We start from the raw sequence: 21,932 nt of genomic DNA on the forward strand, positions 1-21,932 counted from the left end.
AGGCGCCCCCCAAAGAGGTTTCGCATCCCCTGCGATGACAGTTGGCGTGGACCGCATAAGCCCGCTGAGACGAGCCCGGTTGCCCCGCCCCGCCCCCACCTGTACCGCGCGTCGCATGACCAACCTCGCCGACCTTCGCGACGAATATGACTTTCTTGACGCCGACGATCGCTATCGGCTGCTGATCGATCTCGGCCGCGCGCTCGAACCGATGCCGGATGCGCTGAAGACCGAGGCGACGCTGGTGCGCGGCTGTTCGGCGTCGGTGTGGGTGTACCCCACGCGCCGTGACGACGGCACGCTGCATTTCCTGGCGGACAGCAATGCTGCGATCACCAAGGGGATCATCGCGCTGGTTCTGCTGACGGTGCAGGATCGCGCGCCGGGCGATATCCTGGCGACCGATATCGAGGGCGAACTGGCGTCGTTCGACCTGAAGAACCAGCTGAGTTCGAACCGGACGCAGGGCATCCCGAACATGATCGCGCTGATCCGCGAAACGGCGCCGCGGTACGTTTGAGGGATTCGGGGCGCACCCACAACCCACCTCGTCACCCCGGACTTGGTCCGGGGTCCACCGGGCCGCTAGGGGACGGTCACGCCTCCAGCCATCCCCCTCGCCGCGGAGTGGACCCCGGAACGAGTCCGGGGTGACGGGAGGGGTGGGGCGAAGCTCAGCGCGCCTCGGGCTGCGGCGCGAGGCGCGCCGCCAGTTCCGCCACGTCGGCGCCCTGCGGCACCACCAGCCAGCGGTGGGGATCGCGGCCGTCGATCAGCGCCACCGCACCGCGCGGGCACACGCCCAGGCAGCGCGTCTCGACCACGCCGAGCGGCGCCTTGCGGTCCTTCTTCAGCCCCAGGATCTTGCGCAGCACCTTGGCGAGCGGCGTGCGGCCCTTCTTGCCGAAGCCGCCGTCGATCTTCTTCGAACATTTGCCGCAGACCAGGACCGCGCCGGACCATGCGCTGGGGACATGTTTCAGCTGGGGCGCCACTCGCGCCGCTCCTCTGCCGTCCGCAAGACCTCATAGGCTGCCTGTACCGCCTGGAAGCGGACCGCGGCATCGGCATCGCCGGGCCGGACGTCGGGGTGGTTCGCCTTGGCCAGCCGGCGCCACGCCGCCTTCACCGCATCGAAATCGGCGTCGCTGTCCAGCTCCAGCGCCTCCAGCGCGCGCATTTCGTCGCGCGAGCGGCTGCCATCGCCGGGGCCGCCCCAGGCATAATGGCTGGCATTGGCATAGCCCGACGCGGTGCGGCTTTCCGATGCCTCGCGCTGGGCGGCTTCCTCGGCCGACAGACCTTCGAAGTAATTCCAGCCGCGATTGTATTCGGCGGCATGCGCCTCGCAGAAATACCAGCGGTCGGGGCTGTTGGGCGATTTGGGCGCCGGGCAATTGCCCGGCGCGTCGCAGCCATGCCGGTCGCACAGGCGGACCGTGGTCGCCTCGCGCGACGAGCCGTAGCCGCGCCAGCGGGGAAAGCCCCAGTCGTTTGAACGGGTGGGATTACGCGCCATCCCCGCCCACATAAGCGCTGGGCGGCGGCGCGCAACCGCCGCGGCAATCAGTGCCTAGACGGCAGCAGGAACCGGACCTGCCGCGTCGCCGCACCGCAGGCGAGAGCGCCGGCCGGGCGATAGGTCTTCGAAAAGACGAAGCTCTTGGCCGTCGCATTGCCGGCCTGGGTGAAGATGAACGGCGGATAGGACACGATCACGCGCGGCGCGACGACCGCGCCATCGGCCGCGATGTCGAACTGCGTGCGCGTCCAGCCCTCAAAACCCCAGGACATCGCTTCCTCGGGGAAGGTGCCTCCGGCATGGCGAAGTTGCGGCGCATCGCCGACCAGCGCGCATTGATTGGCCGACAGGCCGCTCTGGGCGAAGGCGTCCTTCGCGGCGACCGCATCGCCCCGCGCCTGGGCCAGCGACGCCAGGCGGATCAGCGCGCCGGTCCGCAGCGCGTCCTGCTCGCCGAGCGCCTGATCCTTGACCACCTGATCCAGCAGCGCCGCCCGCCGGTCGCTGCGCGGTTCCTCCTTGTCGGCCAGGAGCAGCCGGATCGCGGCGCGCGCCTGCGGATTGTCGGCATAGGGTGGCTGGTCGAGCAGCGGCGCCACGACGCGACGGTAGGCAGAGGCGCCCCAGATATCCGCGCGGCTGTTGGTGCGTTCCTCGAGCGCGAGGCCAAGCTGACCCGTCACGGGCGCCTTGGCCCCCTGCGCGATCTTTAACGCCTCCTCGGCGAAGGCCTGCTTTTCCTCACGCGGGACCACCGGCGATCGGATTAGCGCCACCAGCGCGACGAGGCGCGGCAAGCCGTCGGGCGCCGCGGCCAGCGCCGCGCGTTCGCCGGCAAGCGCTTGAGCCGGGTTCTCCGGCTCGTCCGGCACCGGCTTTCCCTGGGCGCGGAGCCATTCGGTCAGCGTCGTCATCAGTCCATCACCGATCGACGGCCGCGGAAAGGCGAGGTTGCAGCGCAGTTCGACGCGGACGTTGTAGCGCAGGAACGACGGAATCGCCTTGACCTGCTCGACGCTCCACGACCAGCTCCGCGCGGCCTGGGCGAAGGCGAGCGCGACCGCGCCGCCGCCCTCTGCGTAGATGGGTTCGGCCAGCAGCACCGTTCCGTCGTCGCGGATCGAGAACTGCACGATCGCCATGTCCTGCGGCTTCAATCCGGCCTCGCCACCGCAATCGGGCGGCATCATCGCCGCGCCCGGATCGAAATTACCGTCGGGCACGCGACCGGCGCCGGTCATCGCCATATAGCGGCGGGCCTCGTCCTTGCGGCCCGACAGCAGCAGGGCGAGCGCGGCGGTCGAGCGGGCAGCGGCATCGCGCAGATCGGTCTTGTTGGTCAGGCCGCCCAGGTCCTTCACCGCATCCATCGCCTGCGCCGTCGCGGTCGGCAGGTCGTGGCGGTTCAGCGCCAACACGGCCTTGGCGGAGGCCAAACTCGCCAGCACGTCCTTGTCCGCCTTCACCTGCGCTAGCAGCGCATCGGCGCGCGCCGCCGCCGCCGCGGCTGCCGCCGGATCGGTGAAGGTCGCGGTCCGGATTTGGCCGAGCAGCGCCGCGAGCTTATCGGTAGGGTTCGTCGCCTGCGTTTCCGCCTGCGCGTAGAAGGATGCCGCGCTGGCGTAATCGAGCGTCCGATGCGCGACATGCGCAAGGTTGCTGTAGGCCGAATAGCGATCGTCGCGCAGCGACGCGTCGGTCGCCGGCAGCAGCGCAAGTCCGCGGCGCGCGGCGGCGACCGATTCGTCGCTGCGGTTCATCGCATCCAGGACAACGCTTTTGCGGACCAGCACCAGCCCGAGATTGCGTGGTCGGTCCGCGACCCGCTTTTCCAGAGCCTCCCACGCGGCAAGTGCGGCGGCTCGATCGGTGCCGCTCGACAAGGCCGTCGCGGCTTCGAAATCCTGCTGCACCGTGCGCGGCTCGGCCGGGCGCTGTGGCGCCTGCTGTGCCTGACCGATGCTGCTCACGGCCAATCCCAGCACCGCGATTGCGGCCATCCGTCCCTGCATGTCGTCACTCCCCCACTCGGGGTACATCCTGACCGCAGGGGAAGATAAACGCCAGAGGGTCTGTAAGCCGGGTTCTGTCCATCCCCAAAGGGACTGGGCGACCATTCCTCTAGGACGACGCTTGCGCGCCGCCTCCAGCAACCAACCCGGACGACGAGCTGAAACGAAGCCCCTGTGCCGTCCCTATTCGGTTTTGCTCCCGGTGGGGTTTGCCGTGCCGCTTCCGTTACCGGTCGCGCGGTGCGCTCTTACCGCACCCTTTCACCATGACCGTCCCGAAGGAGTGGCCGTCTGCTCTCTGTGGCACTGTCCCTGGGGTCGCCCCCGCCGGGCGTTACCCGGCACCGTCGTTTCGCGGAGCCCGGACTTTCCTCGCGCATCTTGCGATGCCCGCGGCCGCCCGACCCTCTGACCGTGCCTCTCTACTCATCCCCCTGCGGTTTGGGAAGCAGCAGCGCGAGCAGGATCATGCGACATTCGGCATCGATCTCGCCATCGATCAGCTCGGGGCGGAAACGGCGCTGGAACGCCATGATCGCCGCCATCGGATCGGTGACGTCATAGCCGAAGCGTTCGAGCGCGAGCAGGAAGCCCGCCTGCGTCCACATCGGGTCGAGCAAGTTACGCGTCGGCCGGGGCAGCGCGAGGCGCAGCCGGGCGAGCCGGTGCCAGGGGAAGAGTTCGCCCGGATCGCGCTTGCGCACCGGCGCGACGTCGGAATGGCCGACGATATTGCCGCGGGTGATGCCGTGGCGCTCCTTGATGTCCGCGACCAGCGGCAGCAGCGCCTCGATCTGCGCTTCCGGGAACGGACGATAGCCCCATTCATGCCCCGGATTGACGATCTCGATCCCGATGCTCGCCGAATTGACGTCGGTGATGCCGCGCCAATGCGATGCGCCGGCGTGCCAGGCGCGATGCTCCTCCGCGACGAGGCGGTGGAGCGTACCGTCCTCGTCGAGCAGATAATGCGACGAGACCTTGGCCTCGGGATCGCACAGGCGCGCACGGGCGGAGGCGGCATCCTGCATGCCGGTGTAGTGCAGCACGATCATGCTGATCGGCAGCGTCCGCTCGTCGAAGTTCGGCGAGGGCGTGTCGAGACGGTCCATGGCGATGCACGTTAGCCGAGCCGCACGCGCGAGGTAAGAGGGGCCGGACGATCCGCGGTCAGGCGCCGCCGCGGCCCTGGGCTGCGCCGGCGATGCCGCCGTCGGGCGTCGGCACGGCCGACCGTTCGTAGAAGCCCCGCAGCGTCCGGCTCGGCTGGAACAGCTGCGTCTGGCCGATCACCGTCTCCCCCGCCCCCAGCACCAGCAGGCCATCGGGGCGCAGCGCGTTGGCGAAGGTGCGGAAGACGGCCTGCTTGGTTTCGGGAGACAGATAGAGCAGCACGTTACGGCACAATATGACGTCGAACGCGCCGGCCGGTGGGCGGTCGGCGACCAGATTGTGCTGCCGGAACATGACGCGCCGGGCGAGGTCGGGCTTGATCGTCCATTCCCCGCCCTCGCCATCGAACCAGCGCATCAGCTGGCGGATCGGCAGACCACGCTGGATCTCGAACTGCGTGTAACGGCCGGCGCGGGCGCGGGCGAGCGCCAGGTCGGATACGTCGGTCGCGAGGATTTCGGGCATGGGGGCGCCCGCTTCGGCCCGCTCGGCGAACAGCATTGCCAGCGATTGCGGCTCCTGCCCGGTCGCGCAGCCGGCGCACCAGATGCGCGCACGGTGCCCGCGCCGTTCGGCCGCGGCCACCGCCTCGACGACGAGGTCGAAGATCGGCGCATCGCGGAAGAACGAGGTTTCCTGGTTAAGCAGCGCGTCGACCACCTCGTCGGCGAGCGGGCGATCGCGCCCGTCGCGCAGCAGCGCGACGAGCTGGTCGAGCGTTCCGAGGCCGCGATCGCGCATCAGCGATTTCAGCGCCGTATCGATTCGCCAGGATCGATAGCTGGCGATGCGCTGGCCCGTCCGCGCCTCGAGCAACGCGCTGAACATCTGCAGCGTCGCGGGCGATACGGTGCTGCCGGCCGCAGGCGGGCGCACGGCGGTCGCGCGCGACGGGGCAATCATGGCCGCTGTCCGGCGGCGGCGAACAGGCCGATATCGCGCGGCGACAGGACGACGTCCGCATGGCCCGCCTGCACGATGGTGCCGGGCATGCCCCAGACGACCGAGCTGATCCGGTCCTGCACGATCACGCTCCCTCCCGCCTCATGTACCGATCGCGCGCCATCGGCGCCGTCGCGCCCCATGCCGCTCAGCACGATGGCGAGCACGCGGGGCCCGAAGATGTCGGCGAGCGACGCCAGCATCGGGTCGACCGACGGCATGCAGCCGCTGTCGCTCGGCTGGTCGGTCAGGCGCACCGCGGCCGACCCGTCGGGCAGGCGGACGCAGCGCATATGCGCATCGCCCGGCGCGACGATGATCCGCCCGGGGCGCACCCGCATCCGGTCGCACGCGACCTCGCACGGCCGGCCGCCGATCACCGCGAGCTGCGCCGCGAAATAGGGCATGAAGGCCGCGGGCAGATGCTGCGTGACGAGGATCGGCAGACGGAATTCAGCGGGTATCGCCCGCAGCAATTCGCTGAGCGCATGGATACCGCCGGTCGAGGCGCCGATCGCCACCACGTCGTAATCCGCCGCTGCCGTGGCGAGCGGGACGGTCACGCCCTTCGCATCGCGCACGGGTGCCGGCGTGCGGATCGCCAACGCCGGGGGATGCTCGTCGACCACGGCGGGTGCGGGATCGACGGCCAGCAGCCGATCGATCTTGCCGAGCAGCGATTCGCTGAACTGCGTGATGCGCTGGCCGGCCTCGGGCTTGAACAGCGTGTCGATCGCGCCCGCGTCGAGCGCCTGCTGCGCGACGTCGCTGCCCGTGTTCAGCGCGCCCGAGACGACCAGCACGTGCGCCGCGTTGCTGGCGGCGAGCAGCGCCGGCAGGGCGGTGAGGCCATCGGTGTCGGGCAGGTTGATGTCGAGCAGGATCAGGTCGATCCGTTCCCGCGCCAGCGCCGCCAGGCCCGCCGCGATCGTGCTGACGCTGGCGACGACGACATAGCGGCCGCTGGCGGTGACGATCCGCTCCATCACCGCACGCGTGACGGCCGAATCGTCGACGATCAGGATGCGCGGCAGCGGCCGGGGCGGCGCTGCGGGACTGTCGTCCTCCGCCTGCACGTCGTCACGCAAAGGTTGGGGAAGCGGCGCCATGCACCCGGACCGGCTCAGGCGAGGCCGACGATCTGGAGCTTGGATTCGAGCGTGTCGCGGTCGAACGGCTTCATCACATATTCGTCCGCACCGGCGTCGATCGCCGCGCGGATGTAGGCCATGCCGTTCTCGGTGGTGCAGAATACGACCTTGGGTCGCGAGGGGATCGCCGATTCGCGCAACGCGCGCAGGAAATCCATCCCGCTCATCACGGGCATGTTCCAGTCGAGCAGGATCACGTCAGGGGCAGACGCCAGGCAGGCGTCGAGCGCCTCACGGCCGTCGCAGGCCTCCGTCACGGTAAAGTCCAGCGTTTCCAGAATGTGCCGGGCCACCTTGCGGATCACCTTCGAATCGTCGACGACGAGGCAGGTCTTCACGGATACGCCTTTTCACGAAGGAAGTGTTCGTTCTGACGCCTGTGTGACAGGCAAGGGTAAGCGGGCCGTTAAGCCGCCACGGCCTGTTGCGGAACAATCGCCGCGAGATCGACGATCAGCAGCGCCTCGTCGTCCCGTTCGATCAGCCCGACGCCCACCCGCGCCCAGCCGCGATCGAGGGCGAGGCCGGGAGAGAGCGACTGGCGATCGAACAGCGCAACATCGTCGAGCGAATCGACCAGCACCGCATAATCATGGCCGTCGACCCGCGTGATCACCGCGCGGCGCGCATGGGCGGGCATCGGTGCGAGGCCGAGCGCGGTGCCGGTGTCGATCACCGTCACCACGCGGCTACGCAAGGCGACCAGCCCACGGATCGCGCGCGCGGTCCGCGGCACGGCGACCGTTTCGGCGATATCCACCACCGAATCGATCTGCGACGTGGCGATCGCGACGCCGCGGCCGGCGATCTGGGCGATCAGGAACAGCTCCATCATCCTTCCCCCACCGCGCGCGCCAGCGCATCGAACAAGGCCGACCGGTCGTAGCGATAGATGCCCTCGCCCACCCCCGGATCGCGCCGCAGCCGCACGACATTGCGCGCGACGGCCGGCGCGACGGGTCGATCGTCCATCACCAGCGCGACGTCGACCGGCACGTCGGCCGGCGGCTGGGTGACGCAGCGATAGCCCGCCGCATCCAGCATCGGCCGCAGGAAGGTTTCCATCCAGCCGCTGCCATCCCCCTGCAACAGGCACAGACGCGGCTCGGCCGGTCGCAGCGCTTCGCCCGCGAACAGCGCATGCGCGTCGAGCAATTCCACCTGTTCGCCGCCGATGATCGCGACGCCGGCAACCGGCCCGCAGCCGAAGACGGGGGCGATCTGATCGGGCAGATGGACGATTTCGACCGGTTCATGGATCGCATAGGCGATCTCGGTCGAACCATCTGTCAGGCGCAGCACGGGTACTTCACGTCGGGCGCCGAACGGGGCGACCGCCTGCAAGGGGACGAGCGCCCCGCCGATCGCCAGCCGCAGCTTGCCCGCGGTCAGGCGGATCGCATCGACCGACACCGGCTCGACGCGGTCGATCGCCGCGAGCGGCATCACGCGGCGCTGGCCGTCCAGATCCTCGAACAGCAGGGCCGGAATGGCGTCCGCGCGCGTCTGTTCGACCGGCGCCTCGTCGGCGATCAGCGTCTTGTCGAACCGCAGGCCCGCCATGGTGGCCATGCCCGATCCGTCGAGCAGCAGCATCGGCTGGCCCGAATCGGGCAGCGTCTGGCCTGCGTACAGGCCCGTCGCCATCACGGCGGGAGCCGCCGGCTTGACCACCAGATCCTCGGTATCTATCACCTGATCGATCACCAGCGCATAATCGCCGCCGCGCGTCGACACGATCGCGAGCGTCGCGGCCTGATCCTTCTCGCCGGCAAGGCCCATCAATTCGGCGAGCGATACTATCGGCAGGCGCCGTCCGCGCACGGTCGCGACTGCCGTGTCGCCGATCGTGTCGATCCGCACCGATTCGCCGCGAATGCGCAGAATTTCGTCGACCGACTGGCGCGCGATCGCGAAGCGATGATCGCCGACGCCGACGACGATCGTCGACATGATCGATAATGTCAGCGGCACGAAGATCACGATGCTGAGCCCGCGCCCCGGCTGGCTGGACAGATGGATGCGCCCGCCAAGCTGTTCGATGTTGGCCCGCACCACGTCCATGCCGACGCCGCGACCGGAAATAGCGGTCACCGTATCGCGGCTCGACAGGCCGGGGTGGAAGATGAGGTCGAGCTTGGCGGCATGATCCATCGCGGCGGCCTGGCTGGTGGTCAGGATCTTCTGCGCCTTGGCCTTTTCGACCAGCCGATCGACGTCGATACCGCGGCCGTCGTCGGTGATTTCGACGAGGATCTGATTACCCGACTGACGCGCGGCGACGATCAGGCGGCCGGTGTCGCGCTTGCCCGCCGCGCGGCGATCCGCCGGCGCCTCGATACCATGGTCGACCGCATTGCGGATGATGTGGAGCAAGGGATCGCGCATCAGCTCGATCATCTCGCGATCCAGCTCGACGTCGGCGCCCTCAATGGTCAGCGCCACCAGCTTGCCGAGCTCGCCGGCGGTATCGCGGACCATGCGCGGCAAGGCGGAGAATAGAGCGTCGATCCGCTGCATGCGGGTGCGGGTGACGGTATCGCGCATGTCGGCAACGGTCAGCGACAGACGCTCCAGTGCCGCTTCGACCAGCGGATCGCTATCGGTATCGCGCAGCCGTCGTGCCAGTTCGTTGCGGGCGAGCACCATGTCGGACATGCCGCTCATCATCCGGTCGAGCAGGTCGACGTTCAGCCGGACGGAGCGAGAGCCGACGCGCGGCAGGTGCGCTGCCTGCACTGATGCGACCGGCTGCGCATCCTCCGCCAGCGCCGCGATCAGCAGGTCCTCGCCCGTATCGTCCAGCGCTTCGCCGCCATCGATCGCCTCGACGATGTCACCGATCCGGTCGACGATCGCGAGGACGGCATCGACCAGCGCGGTATCCGGCGTCCGGCGGCCGTCGCGCACCGTCGCCAGCGCATCTTCGGCGGCATGGCTCAGCCGGGCGAGGCGCGGCAGATCGAGGAAGCCGCAGCTGCCCTTCACCGTGTGGACGAAGCGGAAGATCGCATCTAACCGCGCGCGATCGGCCGGATCCGCCTCCCACGCGACGATCTCGCCCGACAAAGCGTCGAGCGTCTCGCGGGTTTCAGCGATGAATTCCTGCAGCAGGTCGTCCATGGGTCCCCGGGCGATAGTCGCGTGGGGTCATGGCGGATGAGGGGTTAAGAGCGCGTTTACTGCGGCGCCCGACGCCGATCAGCCGTTCGGAAAGGCGACGCCGAAGATCATGACATTCTCGGCCGGTTCGCTGACCAGCACCGTGCCGCCGGCCTGGGCGGCGAGCGTGTGGACCAGATAGGCGGCGGCGGCGCGCGGGGTAACGCCTTCGGCCCCCTCGCCGTCGGTCAGCGTGCGGCGCAGTTCGGGGTCGAGGATGATCCGCGGCCCCTCGATCTTGACCACGATCTCCAGTTGCCCGCCATTGTCTTCGCCGCCGACATCCAGCGTGCCACCGCGCACCAGCGCCTCGCTGGCGATCAGGGCGAGGTTGAGCATCACCTTCAGCGCGGACTTGGGCAGCGTCTCCGTTTCCACCCACCAGTTGAACTGCGTGCGCTTATTGTCCGCGAGCAGCCCCTCGATCGCGGTCTTCGCCTCGCGCGCGTCGACCTGTTCGCCGAACCCGCCGGCGGCACCGAAGGCGAGGCGGAAGAATTTGAGCTTGTTGGCGGATACGCGCGCGCTCTCGCTGAGCAGCTGAAAGACGCGGGTGCGCATCTCGGGATCGTTCTCGTCGCCGAGCAGCTCCAGCCCGTTGTTGAGCGCGCCGACCGGCGACAGCAGGTCATGGCACAGGCGCGAGCAGAGCAGGCTCGCAAAATCGATCGGGCTGACGGACATGGGTATCCCCTGAAGTATCGCTCTGATGTGGCGGGGATGAGTCACGGGTGCAAGCGCAGCGAGGCATGCGAGCCACTTTCGTCATTCCCGCGTAGGCGGGAATCCAGACGCGCCAGCGTGGCGGATCGAGCCGAAAGGGTAGAGGTTATGGATCCCCGCCTCCGCTGGGATGACGGCAGTTCTTATACTACCCCGAGCGCCACCGCCTCGAACCGCCCCTCGACCGGCCCATCCTCCACCGCCCGCCACGCGCGCAGTGCGCCGCCCGCCGCGATCAGCCACAGCATGCCGTCCGGCGCGGCGCTCGCAGCGTCGCGAGGGGACGGCATCGCCAGCCCGTTCGGGTGCGAATGATACCAGCCGACGATCGCAGGCGCGCCGTTCCGTGCCGCTCGGTGCGCCGCCAGCAGAGCGGCGGGATCGATCTCGAACCAGCGCGACGGATCGGCGGCGACGTTGCGGCACGGCTGCACCGCCGCGATCGCGTCGGCCGTGCCGAATAGCAGGCCGCACACCTCTTCGTCCGGCGACGCTGCCGCAGCGCGCAGGATTTGGCGGGCAAGGTCGCTTGCAATCGTCACCATCGTTCCCACATCGTTACGGTATGGACCGGGGGGTTTCCATCCTTGAAGCGACGATCGCGCCTGCCGCCGATGGCTGGCGGCTCGACCGTGCGCTCGCCGATGCGGTGCCGACGCTGTCACGCGAGCGGCTGAAGGTGCTGATTGCCAGCGGCGCGGTGACGCGCGACGGCGTGATGGTGCGCGATCCCGCCAAGCGTGCGAGCGCGGGGGATCGGCTAAACGTCGCGGTGCCCAATCCGACGCTGCCGCACAACGAGGCGCAGGATATCCCCCTCGTCATCGCTTACGAAGACGAACATCTGATCGTGATCGACAAGCCGGCCGGCCTCGTCGTCCACCCAGCGGCGGGCAATCTCGACGGCACATTGGTCAACGCGTTGCTCCACCATTGCCAGGGCAGCCTGTCGGGCATCGGCGGCGTCGCGCGGCCGGGGATCGTCCACCGGATCGACAAGGATACCAGCGGGCTGATGGTCGCCGCCAAGACCGATCGCGCGCATGAGGGTCTGGCCCGCCAGTTCCACGACCACAGTATCGATCGGCGCTATCGCGCGATCGTCGGCGGACGGCCGCGACCGGCGGAGGGCAAGGTCGACGCCCCCCTCGCCCGCTCGGCGACCAACCGCAAGAAGATCGCGATCGTTCAGGGCGGCAAGCGCGCCGTGACGCATTATCGCACGATGGAGCTGCTGCGCGACGCGGCTCTGGTCGAATGCCGGCTTGAGACGGGGCGCACGCATCAGGTCCGCGTTCACATGGCTTCGATCGGGCACGCCTTGCTGGGCGACCCGGTCTATGGTAGAACAAAGGGTGCTCAAAAAGCGCTTCTCGAAACCCTCGGTTTCCGCCGCCAGGCCTTGCATGCGGCGCATCTGGGGTTCATCCATCCGGTGAAAAGCACCGCTTTGGCGTTCGATAGCGATATGCCTGCAGACATGCAGGAACTGTTCACCGAGCTTCACGTATAGGTCCGGACCGTTCGTTGCCGCGACAGGGACGACACGCCTCCGCAAGATAAGGGAGATCAGATCATGGCAGCCCGCAGCAACGTCCCCGCGACGATACCTGCCCTCGGCGGCGAGCAGAGCCTCAACCGCTACCTCGCCGAGATCAAGAAATTCCCCATCCTGCAACCCGAGCAGGAATATATGCTCGCCAAGCGCTTCCAGGAGCATGGCGATACCGAGGCGGCGGCGCAGCTCGTCACCAGCCACCTGCGCCTCGTCGCCAAGATCGCAATGGGCTATCGCGGTTATGGCCTGCCGACGTCGGAGCTGATCAGCGAAGGCAATATCGGCCTGATGCAGGGCGTGAAGAAGTTCGAGCCCGATCGGGGCTTCCGCCTCGCCACCTATGCGATGTGGTGGATCCGCGCGTCGATCCAGGAATATATCCTGCGGTCGTGGAGCCTCGTGAAGATGGGCACCACTGCGGCACAGAAGAAGCTGTTCTTCAACCTGCGACGCATGAAGTCGAAGCTCGATGCGTTCGAGGACGGCGACCTGCGTCCCGAACACATCACCAAGATCGCGACCGATCTGGGCGTCGCCGAAAGCGATGTCGTCAGCATGAACCGTCGCATGGCGATGGGCGGCGACACGTCGCTCAACGTCTCGATGCGCGAAGATGGCGAGGGTCAGTGGCAGGACTGGTTGCAGGACGATGCGCCCTTGCAGGACGCGGTCGTCGCCGACGCGCAGGAGGCGGACGTCCGCCACGACATGCTGGTCAGCGCGATGGACGACCTGAACGACCGCGAAAAGCACATCCTGACCGAGCGGCGCCTGACCGACGATCCCAAGACGTTGGAAGAGCTGAGCCAGGTGTACGGCGTGTCGCGTGAGCGCGTGCGCCAGATCGAGGTGCGGGCGTTCGAGAAGCTGCAAAAGGCGATGATGCGCATCGCCGGCGAAAAGCGCCTGATCGCGGCCTGAGGTGAGCGTGCCGGCCGGCCTGACCGTCGTCGTCGGCGGCGGCGCGGCCGGCATCGCCGCGGCGCGGGCGCTGCACGATGCGGGTGCCGAGGTATTGCTGGTCGAGGCGGGCGACCGCCTTGGTGGGCGGGCGCGCAGTCTGCGGTTGCCGCTCGATGGGAGCGCGGCCTTCGCCCCACTTACCCCGTCACCCCGAACTCGTTCCGGGGTCCACCCGGCCACTGGGGGATCGTTCGAGCCTCAGGCCGCGCCCCTCGCCACAGAGTGGCCCCCGGAGCACGTCGGGGGTGATGGAGAATTCGTCACCGTCGACGCCGGCTGCGGCTGGCTCCACTCCGCCAAGCGCAACCCCTGGACCCGGATCGCCGAGGCCGCCGGCGTCACCATCGACCGATCGTCCCCCAATTGGGGCGTGCAATGGCGCGACCTGGACTTCCCTCCGCACGAACATCGCGCATTCGGCGAAGCCTACGACCGGTTCGAGACCGCCGCGCATGCCGCGCTCAACGGCCCTGACCGCCCGCTGTCGGACTTCGTCGCGACGGACGACCCGTGGCGGCCGATGGTCGACGCCATCTCCGGCTATGCCAATGGCGCGCCGCTGAGCCGCGTGTCGCTCCACGACTGGGCGGCGTACGAAGATGCAGCGACCGAGGACAATTGGGCGCTGCCCGCAGGATATGGCACGCTGATCGTTGGCCATGCGCGGGGCGTGCCGGTAAGGCTCGACACACCCGTCACGCGGATCGATCATCGCGGGACGAGGATTCGGCTCGACACGCCTGCGGGGACGATCGAAGCGGCGCGGGTCATTCTCGCGCTACCCACGACGGCGTACCACGGACTCGTCTTCGACCCGCCGCTGCCCGACAAGCAGCAGGCCGCGGCGAACCTGCCGCTCGGCCTCGCCGACAAGGTCTTCCTAGCCGTCGATACGCCCGAATGGCCGGCGCATGCCCACCTCACCGGCAACCCGCACAGCGCCTGCACCGCCAGCCACCGGCTATCGCCGTTCGGGCTGCCGATTATCGAAAGCTTCTTCGGCGGCGCCTGCGCGGAAGCGATGGCGGACGAGCGGGCCGCGATCGACTTTGCGATTCGTGAACTGGTCGCTTTGCTGGGCAGCGACTGGCAGCGGCGGCTGCATCCGCTCGGTGCGACGCGATGGCGGGACGCGACGCATATCCACGGCAGCTACAGCCATGCTGCGGTCGGCCATGCGGGGGCGCGGGCAGCGCTGGCGGCGCCCGTCGACGATCGGCTGTTCTTCGTCGGCGAGGCGTGTTCGGCGCACGACTTTTCGACCGCACATGGCGCGTACCAGACCGGCGTAGACGCCGCGGCCGCGATCCTGGGCTTGATGCCGGAGCGCCCCGCCCCGTAAAGCGCGGCCATGAGCCGCGTCCTCCGTATCCTGCTGAAAGCCGTGCTGGCGTTCGTCATCGTGTCGGTGCTGATGGTCGGCATCTTCCGCTTCGTGCCGGTGCCCTTCACCTGGACGATGATGGGCGACCTGCTCGGCGGCCGCAGCGTCACGAAGCAATGGATGCCGCTATCCGAGATGGACCCCGACATGGCCCGCGCCGCGATCGCAGGCGAGGATGCTCGCTTCTGTTCGCACCATGGCTTCGACTGGAAGGGGATCGCCAGCGCCGCCTACAGCAATGCGCAGGGCAAGCGCCTGCGCGGCGGATCGACGATCAGCCAGCAGACCGCCAAGAACGTCTTCCTATTCCAGGGCGGCGGTTATGCGCGCAAAGTGCTGGAGGCCTATTTCACCGTCCTGATCGAGACCCTGTGGGGCAAAAGGCGGATCATGGAGGTGTACCTCAACGTCGCCGAGACGGGGATCGGCACCTATGGCGCGGATGCCGCCGCGCTCCGCTATTTCGATCACGACGCCACCCACTTGTCGCCGACCGAGGCCGGCCGGATCGCCGCGGTGCTGCCGCTCCCCAAGAAACGCGCCGCGATCGATCCCCGCGGCTTCGTGCGGCGGCACGGCAATGCGCTGGCGCGCTACGTCGGCGTGGTGAAGCGCAACGGGTTGGATAGCTGTCTCGGCAAGGGGTTCTGAACCCCACGTCCTCGTCATCCCGGCGCACGCCGGGATCCATGGAGACGCGACGCTGATGGCGGCACGCTGACGCACGTTTACCGTTACCATGGATCCCGGCGTGCGCCGGGATGACGAAGAAGGGTGCTACCCCGCAATCGCCCGCGCATAAGCGTCGATGTCGACGTTGCCGCCCGACAGGATCACCAGCAGCCCCGGCTCCATCGCCACCTTGCCCGCCAGCACCGCGGCCAGCCCCACCGCGCCGCCCGGCTCGACCACCAGCCGCAAATGCTCCGCAGCCCAACGTTGCGCGGCCGCGGTCTCCGCCTCGCTGACCGCAACGCCGGTCGCATCGCGGCGGGCCAGCACGTCGAAGGTCAGCGGCGATACGCGCGGCGTCTGCAACGAATCGCAGGCAGTGGGCGGCGGGTTGGGGCCGACCGGCTCGATCCATGACGCCTCCAGGCTGCGGCGCATGTCGTCCCAACCCTCGGGCTCCACGACGGTGATCGCCGCATCCTTCAGAGCGAGCGCCAGCCCCGCGGACAAGCCGCCGCCACCGCACGGCACCACGACGCGGCGCGGCGCGCCCAGGCCAAGCGCCGCCATCTGCGCCTCCGCCTCGATCCCCGCACTCCCCTGCCCCTCGATCACCCAGGGATCGTCGAAGCTCGGCACCAGAGTCGCGCCGCGCGCCTCCGCCAGCCGTGCGGCGATGGCCTCGCGGCTTTCGGTCGCCCGGTCGTAGCGGACCACCTCCGCCCCCAGCGCCAATGTGCCCTCCAGCTTTGCGCGCGGCGCGTCGGCGGGCATCACGATCGTCGCCGGCATGCCCAGCCTCTTCGCAGCCCAGGCGATTCCCTGCGCATGGTTGCCGCTGGAGAAGGCAACGACGCCGCGGGCGCGCGATTCCGCGTCCAAGGCGGTCAATCGGTGCCAGGCGCCGCGGATTTTGAACGCACCGATCGGCTGCAGGGATTCCGCCTTGAAGGCGACCTTCATCCCCTTGATTTCATGCACATAAAGTGGCGTCGGCGGCAGGATGCGCGCGATCTTTTCGGCCGCGTCCCGTACCCCTGCCCGCGTCGGCTGTCGCAAAATCGTCACTTTTCGTCCTTTCGTGCGATCAGCCACTTTACATGCAGGCCAAGCAACCATAGATCGCGCCTCCGCTGCCCCATGGGACTTCCAACCGCAAGGCAGCTTTTGTCACCGTATGCCGTAAGGCAATTGGAGGTCCCTTGAATTGGCCAAGCACCATAGCGCGCTGGGGTTAGCGCCCCTCTCGACCGCCCGTTCCTCCGTTCTCGGTGGGGGCATCGACATCGCCCAGAGTCGCCCGGTCGATCCGGTGACGCTCGTCCGTCCGCACGCCGCTGCGCGGGCCGCCCGATTCTTCGTCGAGAAGTTTCCGGGGCGTCCGATGTATGCGGTGAAGGCGAACCCGACGCCCGCGTTGCTCCAGATCCTGTGGGACAACGGCATCACGCATTACGACACCGCGTCGATCGCGGAAGTGCGTCTGGTGAAGGCGACGCTGCCGGACGCCACCTGCTGCTTCATGCACCCGGTGAAGTCGGAAGAGGCGATCGCCGAGGCGTATTTCGTCCACGGCGTGAAGACCTTCTCGCTCGATTGCCTGGAGGAACTGGCGAAGATCGTGCGTGCCACGCAGGGTGCGACCGACCTGACGCTGTGCGTGCGCCTGCGCGTCTCGTCCGAATATGCCAAGCTGAGCCTCGGTTCGAAGTTCGGCGTCGGCCAGTCGGAGGCGAAGGAGCTGTTGATCGCGACCCGTCAGGTGGCGGACGCTTTGGGCATCTGCTTCCACGTCGGCAGCCAGACGATGTCGCCGGACGCCTATTCGAACGCGATGGAGCGGGTGCGCGCGGCGATCGTCGACGCGGCGGTGACGGTTGACGTCATCGACGTCGGCGGCGGCTTCCCCTCGGCCTATCCCGGCATGACCCCGCCGCCGCTGGAGCGTTTCTTCGAGACGATCCATCGCGCGTTCGAAAGCCTGCCGGTCAGCTATTCGGCCGAATTGTGGGCCGAGCCGGGCCGCGCGCTGTGCGCCGAATATGCGTCGGTCGTGGTGCGCGTCGAGCGCCGCCGCGGGCATGAGCTGTACATCAACGACGGCGCCTATGGCACGCTGTTCGATGCGGCGCATATCGGCTGGAAGTATCCGGTGCAGCTGCTGCGCGAGCCGGAATCGGACGCGCGCGACATGGACTTCGCCTTCTGGGGTCCGACCTGCGACGATCTCGACTATATGGCCGGCCCGTTCCCGCTGCCCGCGGACACGAACACCGGCGATTATTTCGAGATCGGCATGCTCGGCGCTTATGGCCAGGCGATGCGCACCGGCTTCAACGGCTTCGGCACCGGCGACACCGTCGTCGTGACCGACGAACCGATGCTGTCGGTCTACGCCGAAGACCGCCTCGTCGCGGAGCAGCGTGCGGGCAACGTCGTCAAGCTGTAACGCCCCTACCTTAATCGATCCTTTCCCTCCCCTCGCGCGCCTGCGCGGGGGGAGATCATTGGGTTTCCGCGTCCCCAACAGTGAATGACGACGGGTATTGGATAGCCAAAGGCGAACCATGACCGACACCCTCACCAAGACCGCAGGCGCCAATGCGCCGATCAACGACACCCGCAAGGCCGAGCTGCTGTCGAAGCAGGTCAAGCATATCGACATCAAGAGCTTCGACGCGCGCCCGATCGTCGAGGCGATGGCGGACATGAGCTTCACCAGCCGCGACCTCGGCCGTGCGACCAACATCTACAACCAGATGCTGGCCGACAAGGACTGCTCGATCTTCCTCGTCATCGCGGGTTCGACCTCGGCCGGCGGCTGCATGGACCTGTATGCCGAGCTGGTGAAGAACAACATGGTCGACGGCATCGTCGCCACCGGCGCGACCATCGTCGACATGGATTTCTTCGAGGGTCTCGGCCACAAGCACTATCAGGCGCTGGAAATCCCCGACGACGACACGCTGCGCTCGCTCTACATCGACCGCATCTACGACACGTACATCGACGAGGAAGCGCTCCAGCACGTCGACCACACGATCTTCGAGATCGCGGAATCGCTGCCGGCCGGCCCGTATTCGTCGCGCGCGTTCATCCGCGAGATGGGCAAGTATCTCGTCGAGCACGGCAAGAAGGAGAACAGCCTCGTCAAGCTCGCCTACGAGCATGACGTGCCGATCTTCTGCCCGGCGTTCGTCGACAGCTCGGCCGGCTTCGGCCTCGTCAAGCATCAGGTCGATGCCGCCAAGGCGGGCAAGCCCTATGTCATGATCGACGCGGTCGCCGACTTCCGCGAACTGACGGAGATCAAGATCGAGGCCGGCACCACCGGCCTGCTGATGATCGGCGGCGGCGTGCCGAAGAACTTCATCCAGGACACCGTCGTCTGCGCGGAAATCCTGGGTCACGACGACGTGCAGGTCCACAAATATGCCGTGCAGATCACCGTCGCCGACGTGCGCGACGGCGCCTGCTCGTCCTCGACGCTGCAGGAAGCGGCGAGCTGGGGCAAGGTGAACACCGGCATCGAGCAGATGGTCTTCGCCGAAGCGGGCAGCGTGATGCCGCTGCTGGCGTCCGACGCCTATCACCGCGGCCTGTGGAAGGACCGTCCGGTTCACCGCTGGGGCAAGCTGTTCGACAAGTAAGTCGGGCCTGCGGGCTGCATGATGAGGGCGCCCCGGTTCGATCCGGGACGCCCTTTTTTTGTTATTGGGAGCCCCCAAAACTCCGTTCGCCCTGAGCTTGTCGAAGGGTGGGTCGCCGCACGCGCTGTCTCTCGTGCGGAAAGCCGTGCTTCGACACGCTCAGCACGAGCGGGTGTGGGATTATGCAGAGGCGTTCCCCTCCTCCCGCGCTTTCCGCGCGAAATCGTTGAGCTGCTTCATCGTGGCGTCGAAATTGCCGTCACGTTCGGCGTTGCGGAAGCCACGGACGCGCTCGACCAGAATCTCCTTCGGCGTCGGCTGCTCGCCAAACAGCCGCATCACCTCGTCGGCGAAATCGTCGAGCGGCTGGTACATCGACCGCTTCTCCTGCCCCGGCGTCAGCGTCGTCTGCACGCCCGGCGGTGCCAGTTCGATGACCTCCACCTTGCCTTCCAGCGCGTTGCGCAGCGACAGCGTGTAGCTGTGGATCGCCGCCTTGGTCGCGCAATAGGTCGGCGCATCGACCAGCGGCACGAAGGCAAGCCCCGAGGTGACCGTGACGATCACCGCATCGTCCTTGCCCTTCAGGTGATCGATCAGCGCATTGGTCAGGCGGATCGGCCCCAGCAGGTTGGTCGTCACCGTCTCTTCGGCATCCGACAGGTCGCGCTGCGTTTCCAGCGTCTCGAAGCGCATGATGCCGGCATTGTTGATCAGCACGTTGAGGTCGGGATGCGCCTCGATCACGCGCTTGGCGAAGTCGGTGACGCCCTCCGCGCTGTCGACGTCGATCGTCATCGTATGGATATTGTCGCGCCCGTTCGCGACCTCGTCCAGCGCCTCCTGCCGGCGGCCTGCGATGATGACGGTATTGCCCGCATCGTGCCAGCGCTGTGCCAGCGCCGCACCGATGCCGGAACCGCCGCCGGTGATCAGGATCGTATTGCCGGTCTGCTTCATCGTGCCTCGTCCTTGGCTTGGGAGCCCCGAGTGATCCGGAGCCGCCGATATGAAAGGTTGCGGGACGAAACGCTGTGCGTCAGGTTCCGCTCCCAACGGAGGGGACAACATGCACAGCGACATCCTGCGCCCGATGGTGGCTCTCATCGCCTGGACACTTGTCATGTTCGTCTGGATGCTGGCGACGCGTATGCCTGCGATGAAGGCGGCGGGCGTCGATATGGGCAAACTGGTCGGATCGACCGCCGCCGATGCGGATCGGGCGCTGCCGCGGCACATCCAGTGGAAGGCACACAATTACAATCACCTGATGGAACAGCCGACGCTGTTCTACGCCGTCTGCACCGTCATCGCGCTGAGCGGCACGGGCGATGGCCCGAATGCGGCGATCGCCTGGGCCTATGTCGGCCTGCGGATCGCGCATTCGCTGGTGCAGGCGACGGTCAATCGCGTATTGCCCCGCTTCATGCTGTTCCTCGCTTCCACGCTCGCGCTCGTCGCGCTGACCCTCCACGCCGCCCTGGCGGTGTTCTGATGGCCAAGGGAGAGACGTTCGAACGCCATCGCCAGCCCTGGACCGCGGACGAGATCCAGAAGCTGCACACGCTCGCCAAGAAGGGCATGGCGCTGAAAGCGATCGCCAAGGCGCTGAAACGCAGCGAGGAATCGACCAAGGATCGCGCGAAGGCCGATGGCCTGTCGATCGCCAAGCTGCGCTGAGGCCTACAACGACGCGGTGAGCTGCACGAAGCTGCGCGCGCGCGACTGAAGACGGCCGGTGGATTCGGCCAGCGTCCGCGACACCGCCTCCAGCCCGGACACGTCGTCACCGATCGCCGCCGACTGATCGCTGATCGCACGCGCGCGATCGTCGATGGCATGGCCGGCCTCTGCCGATTGCTCGACATGGCTGGCGATACGCCGCGTCGCGCCCTGCTGCGCGGCGACCGCTTGTTCGATCGCGACACCCGTATCGGCGATGGCGGCCATGGTCGCCTCCAGCGTGCGGTGGCCGCCGACGACGTCGCCGAGCAGGCCGTGCATGTCCGCCACGCGCGCCGCAATGTCCTTGGCCGCCGTGCCCGTCTGTTGCGCCAGCATCTTCACCTCGCTCGCCACCACCGCAAAGCCACGCCCCGCCTCTCCCACGCGCGCCGCCTCAATCGCGGCATTGAGGGCGAGCAGGTTGGTCTGGCTAGCGATCGTCTGGATCAGGCGCAGCATGTCGTCGACCGCGGTCGCCTTCTCCACCAGTCGCGTCACGCGATCGCCGGCGGCGATCACCGCGACGCGCGCGTCGCTGCGCAAGGCCGCGGCGCGGGCCGTCTGCCCGCCGATGCCGTCCAGCGTCGTCGCCAGGGTCCGGCCGAGTTCCGCGATGTCGGTCAGCGCGGTGACCATCTGCCCAGTCGCACCCGCCACCGACGCCGCATCCCGGCGCGAGGCCCCCGCGCGCGTGACGACCAGTCCGGCCATTGCGGCGATCCGCTCCGCCGCCTCGGCCAGTTCCGCTGCCAGATGTGCGACATCGGCGGTGAAGGCCTTGCCCGCCGCATCGATCCGCGCCGCCCGCGCCTCGCGATCGGTCATCACCTGCGTACGACGCTGGATGGAGAGCCGCTCGAATGCGGTCGCATCGACCACCGAATCAAAGACGCCATCACGGGTCAGCACCAGTCCGTCCCCGCCCGCGTCGAGATAGGCGAGCACGAGCGCGTCGGCATCCAGCCCCGCATCGGCGGTCCCACAGGGCCGAATCAGCGTCGTCAGCGATCCGCCGATGCTGGGATTCTGCATCAGCGCGTGGCCGAAGGGGTTGAACAGGATGGTCCGGACATCGCGTTCCCGGATGACGCCCACCGGACGGCGCTGCGCATCGACGATCGCGAGCAGCCGAAGATCGGGCGATTGCCGGAACATATCCACCGCCTGCGCCAGCGAGGCGGTGTGGATCAGGCAAACACCCTCTCCCTTCACCGACGCCTGCACGCCACCGAAAGCGCCGTTGCGCAGCAGATCGATGTCGAACAACATGGCCGCGACACTAGGGGGCGAGCGGT

23 protein-coding genes and 1 other RNA gene are annotated in these 21,932 nt (G+C 68.0%); 9 read left to right on the plus strand and 15 right to left on the minus strand.

Annotated features, from left to right (window positions below; genetic code table 11):
- Nucleotides 1–115 precede the first annotated feature (115 nt).
- On the plus strand, nt 116–520 hold the full coding sequence (locus tag ACP7A3_RS14560; protein ID WP_426256390.1) for a SufE family protein: 405 nt from the start codon (nt 116–118) through the stop codon (nt 518–520).
- A 154-nt stretch (nt 521–674) separates the two neighbouring features.
- Here the strand turns inward: ACP7A3_RS14560 and ACP7A3_RS14565 are convergent, their stop codons facing one another.
- From ACP7A3_RS14565 to ACP7A3_RS14620, 12 genes are all read right to left on the minus strand, one after another.
- The gene (locus tag ACP7A3_RS14565) at nt 675–995 is read right to left on the minus strand and encodes a (2Fe-2S) ferredoxin domain-containing protein (RefSeq protein WP_426256389.1); all 321 of its coding nucleotides are present in this window, start codon (nt 993–995) and stop codon (nt 675–677) included.
- Nucleotides 980–1,519, minus strand: a complete 540-nt coding sequence (locus tag ACP7A3_RS14570) for a J domain-containing protein (protein ID WP_017978218.1) — start codon at nt 1,517–1,519, stop codon at nt 980–982. The genes ACP7A3_RS14565 and ACP7A3_RS14570 overlap by 16 nt, the downstream gene beginning before the upstream one ends.
- A 47-nt stretch (nt 1,520–1,566) precedes the next feature.
- Entirely contained in the window at nt 1,567–3,534 is a 1,968-nt protein-coding gene (locus ACP7A3_RS14575) for a hypothetical protein (protein WP_426256388.1), read from the minus strand.
- 47 nt (nt 3,535–3,581) lie between these two features.
- Nucleotides 3,582–3,946, minus strand: an RNA gene (gene rnpB / locus ACP7A3_RS14580) — RNase P RNA component class A.
- 10 nt (nt 3,947–3,956) lie between these two features.
- Nucleotides 3,957–4,646 carry an N-acetylmuramoyl-L-alanine amidase gene (locus ACP7A3_RS14585; RefSeq protein WP_426256387.1) on the minus strand — a complete coding sequence of 230 codons (690 nt, stop codon included), beginning with the start codon at nt 4,644–4,646 and terminating at the stop codon, nt 3,957–3,959.
- Between the two features lie 58 nt (nt 4,647–4,704).
- Nucleotides 4,705–5,610, minus strand: a complete 906-nt coding sequence (locus ACP7A3_RS14590; protein WP_426256386.1) for a CheR family methyltransferase — start codon at nt 5,608–5,610, stop codon at nt 4,705–4,707.
- Nucleotides 5,607–6,725 (minus strand): chemotaxis protein CheB, encoded by a 1,119-nt coding sequence (locus tag ACP7A3_RS14595; protein WP_426256450.1) that lies wholly within the window; start codon nt 6,723–6,725, stop codon nt 5,607–5,609. Before ACP7A3_RS14595 ends, ACP7A3_RS14590 begins: the two co-directional genes overlap by 4 nt.
- Nucleotides 6,726–6,772: 47 nt before the next feature.
- Nucleotides 6,773–7,138 carry a response regulator gene (locus ACP7A3_RS14600; RefSeq protein WP_017978214.1) on the minus strand — a complete coding sequence of 122 codons (366 nt, stop codon included), beginning with the start codon at nt 7,136–7,138 and terminating at the stop codon, nt 6,773–6,775.
- Between the two features lie 68 nt (nt 7,139–7,206).
- On the minus strand, nt 7,207–7,632 hold the full coding sequence (locus ACP7A3_RS14605; RefSeq protein ID WP_294253783.1) for a chemotaxis protein CheW: 426 nt from the start codon (nt 7,630–7,632) through the stop codon (nt 7,207–7,209).
- Nucleotides 7,632–9,923 (minus strand): chemotaxis protein CheA, encoded by a 2,292-nt coding sequence (locus ACP7A3_RS14610; RefSeq protein WP_426256385.1) that lies wholly within the window; start codon nt 9,921–9,923, stop codon nt 7,632–7,634. Before ACP7A3_RS14610 ends, ACP7A3_RS14605 begins: the two co-directional genes overlap by 1 nt.
- A 78-nt stretch (nt 9,924–10,001) precedes the next feature.
- A complete protein-coding gene (locus tag ACP7A3_RS14615; protein ID WP_053111633.1) occupies nt 10,002–10,646 on the minus strand; it encodes a histidine phosphotransferase family protein in 645 nt (214 codons plus the stop codon).
- Between the two features lie 182 nt (nt 10,647–10,828).
- Complete coding sequence (locus tag ACP7A3_RS14620; RefSeq protein ID WP_426256384.1) at nt 10,829–11,230, minus strand: Mov34/MPN/PAD-1 family protein; 402 nt, start codon at nt 11,228–11,230, stop codon at nt 10,829–10,831.
- A 20-nt stretch (nt 11,231–11,250) separates the two neighbouring features.
- On the opposite strand from ACP7A3_RS14620, the gene ACP7A3_RS14625 reads away from it, so the two are divergent.
- The 4 genes from ACP7A3_RS14625 (at nt 11,251) to mtgA (ending at nt 15,241) form a co-directional block, all read left to right on the plus strand.
- On the plus strand, nt 11,251–12,198 hold the full coding sequence (locus tag ACP7A3_RS14625; RefSeq protein ID WP_017978209.1) for an RluA family pseudouridine synthase: 948 nt from the start codon (nt 11,251–11,253) through the stop codon (nt 12,196–12,198).
- A 63-nt stretch (nt 12,199–12,261) separates the two neighbouring features.
- On the plus strand, nt 12,262–13,164 hold the full coding sequence (gene rpoH, locus ACP7A3_RS14630) for an RNA polymerase sigma factor RpoH (RefSeq protein ID WP_017978208.1): 903 nt from the start codon (nt 12,262–12,264) through the stop codon (nt 13,162–13,164).
- A 1-nt stretch (nt 13,165) separates the two neighbouring features.
- Entirely contained in the window at nt 13,166–14,548 is a 1,383-nt protein-coding gene (locus ACP7A3_RS14635) for a flavin monoamine oxidase family protein (protein WP_426256383.1), read from the plus strand.
- A 9-nt stretch (nt 14,549–14,557) separates the two neighbouring features.
- Nucleotides 14,558–15,241 carry a monofunctional biosynthetic peptidoglycan transglycosylase gene (mtgA, locus tag ACP7A3_RS14640; RefSeq protein ID WP_426256382.1) on the plus strand — a complete coding sequence of 228 codons (684 nt, stop codon included), beginning with the start codon at nt 14,558–14,560 and terminating at the stop codon, nt 15,239–15,241.
- A 126-nt stretch (nt 15,242–15,367) separates the two neighbouring features.
- Here the strand turns inward: mtgA and ACP7A3_RS14645 are convergent, their stop codons facing one another.
- Nucleotides 15,368–16,330, minus strand: coding sequence for a threonine ammonia-lyase (locus ACP7A3_RS14645; RefSeq protein WP_426256381.1), 963 nt, complete (start codon nt 16,328–16,330; stop codon nt 15,368–15,370).
- A gap of 139 nt (nt 16,331–16,469) precedes the next feature.
- Here ACP7A3_RS14645 and ACP7A3_RS14650 point away from each other — a divergent pair, with 139 nt between their 5' ends.
- Nucleotides 16,470–17,711 carry a type III PLP-dependent enzyme gene (locus tag ACP7A3_RS14650; RefSeq protein ID WP_183949437.1) on the plus strand — a complete coding sequence of 414 codons (1,242 nt, stop codon included), beginning with the start codon at nt 16,470–16,472 and terminating at the stop codon, nt 17,709–17,711.
- A gap of 118 nt (nt 17,712–17,829) precedes the next feature.
- The gene (locus ACP7A3_RS14655) at nt 17,830–18,912 is read left to right on the plus strand and encodes a 1,9-bis(guanidino)-5-aza-nonane synthase (RefSeq protein WP_053111627.1); all 1,083 of its coding nucleotides are present in this window, start codon (nt 17,830–17,832) and stop codon (nt 18,910–18,912) included.
- 180 nt (nt 18,913–19,092) lie between these two features.
- Here ACP7A3_RS14655 and ACP7A3_RS14660 read toward each other — a convergent pair whose 3' ends face one another.
- Nucleotides 19,093–19,872 carry an SDR family oxidoreductase gene (locus ACP7A3_RS14660; RefSeq protein ID WP_426256380.1) on the minus strand — a complete coding sequence of 260 codons (780 nt, stop codon included), beginning with the start codon at nt 19,870–19,872 and terminating at the stop codon, nt 19,093–19,095.
- A 109-nt stretch (nt 19,873–19,981) separates the two neighbouring features.
- Between ACP7A3_RS14660 and ACP7A3_RS14665 the strand changes: the two genes are divergently transcribed.
- Nucleotides 19,982–20,407: an MAPEG family protein gene (locus tag ACP7A3_RS14665; protein ID WP_053111625.1), complete on the plus strand. Its 426-nt coding sequence runs from the start codon at nt 19,982–19,984 to the stop codon at nt 20,405–20,407.
- Nucleotides 20,407–20,592, plus strand: coding sequence for a hypothetical protein (locus ACP7A3_RS14670; protein WP_017978200.1), 186 nt, complete (start codon nt 20,407–20,409; stop codon nt 20,590–20,592). The genes ACP7A3_RS14665 and ACP7A3_RS14670 overlap by 1 nt, the downstream gene beginning before the upstream one ends.
- 3 nt (nt 20,593–20,595) lie before the next feature.
- On the opposite strand, the gene ACP7A3_RS14675 is transcribed toward ACP7A3_RS14670, so the two are convergent.
- A complete protein-coding gene (locus tag ACP7A3_RS14675) occupies nt 20,596–21,906 on the minus strand; it encodes a methyl-accepting chemotaxis protein (RefSeq protein ID WP_017978199.1) in 1,311 nt (436 codons plus the stop codon).
- Nucleotides 21,907–21,932: the final 26 nt, after the last annotated feature.

The sequence above is a fragment of the Sphingomonas sp. DC5200-1 genome (genome assembly GCF_049897245.1).
In the GTDB taxonomy this organism is placed as follows: Bacteria; Pseudomonadota; Alphaproteobacteria; order Sphingomonadales; family Sphingomonadaceae; genus Sphingomonas; species Sphingomonas aquatilis.